This is a genomic window from Thaumasiovibrio clandestinus, assembly GCF_047250365.1.
Taxonomy (GTDB): domain Bacteria; phylum Pseudomonadota; class Gammaproteobacteria; order Enterobacterales; family Vibrionaceae; genus Thaumasiovibrio.
Genome location: NZ_JBLBVL010000049.1, coordinates 1 through 1,262 on the forward strand (window position 1 = coordinate 1; position 1,262 = coordinate 1,262).

General features: G+C 47.4%; 1 protein-coding gene and 1 pseudogene. Both read left to right on the forward strand.

Annotation, left to right across the window (positions count from 1 at the left end; translation table 11 throughout):
- Positions 1-946: hypothetical protein (locus tag ACKLNH_RS20585; protein ID WP_413114132.1), on the forward strand; the 946-nt coding region annotated here is incomplete at its 5' end.
- Positions 936-1,262, forward strand: a pseudogene (locus ACKLNH_RS20590) (virion protein); the annotation flags it as partial. The gene ACKLNH_RS20585 and the pseudogene ACKLNH_RS20590, both read left to right, overlap by 11 nt.

Below are 1,262 nucleotides of genomic sequence, written 5' to 3' on the forward strand. Positions count from 1 at the left end.
CAATCTATTAATCAATTCTGACTTTTCTCAGTCTGACGGCTGGCAAATGGGCCAAAATGAAGCATGGGCTAAATTGATCTCCCCTTATTACAACGACTCACCAAACAGTTGTGTAATCGGGCGCAGCAATGCGGTTCCTGTCCCGTTTGGTTGGTGCGCGGAAGTCAATACCGCCTCTGGTAATGCCCGTATTAGTTCGCAAACAATGACGATGGGCGGTGAAGTTGATGATTCTGATGAACGTAGCCAGTGTGCATTTCTGTTTAATGGCTACGACACCGATGTTGTTATGTATCAGCCATTTAATGCCCCAACCATTAGCACCGTAGGAATATCGCCAATGAAGATGGCGGCATACAGTGCTTACTTTCGAGGCTTTGCCAAAAATACGGTGTCACGCTTTGGGGTAATGGAGCTTGATGACGATGATCGCTTTGTGAAAATAGTCGCTGAAATGCCCATTCAAGAAGAAGACTTCACGACAGGCCAGCGCTTTATTCATCACTACTTGCACGGTATTTCGTTAGTACCAGGGGGGCGATATGCGTATTTCTACGAAACGAAAGATTTAAGTGGTTTTAGTTGCTCGTGTAATGAAACAGGGGTCTACCTTAATCCCGATAAAGAAGATGTGACGCCATCCTTGGATAGCCCACACAATCTTTATCCACATGGTGGTTTACTGGGCCGCTATCCCGCCGCGGAACTGATTGCGGGTAAATCCGTTCCAGTGCCAATGCGCCCGATGGTACGAGATGTAGACCGCCATTTGATCATGACTAACGTCAGTGATGGTAAACGACCACCTGCACCAGCCGATGGCAGCATAGAAGTGACCAGCGATAGCGCGATGCTTTCAATTGTCGCTAATGGGGTGAGCAATACGGTAGAAATTCGCTATCACTGGTCATTGCATCCAATGAAATGTGGCTTTTATGACGCTTAAAGGTTGGCTCGCTATTTCAGCAGTCATCGTAATCGGAGTATGGACAGTGCAACGACAAGGATTGCCCCGTGGGGTACGTAATAATAATCCGCTTAACATTCGTAAAGGCAACGATTGGGTAGGGGAAAGTGCGATCTCACGGGATGAAGAATTTGAAACCTTTAAACATGCCAAGTTTGGTTTTCGTGCGGGGGCGCGGGTTCTACGTAGTTACAACCGCCAAGGTATCAGCACCTTAACAGGCATAATTTCCCGTTTTGCGCCAGCGCATGAAAACAACACCGCACACTATGTGCAAATGGTGTCGAAGTGGACT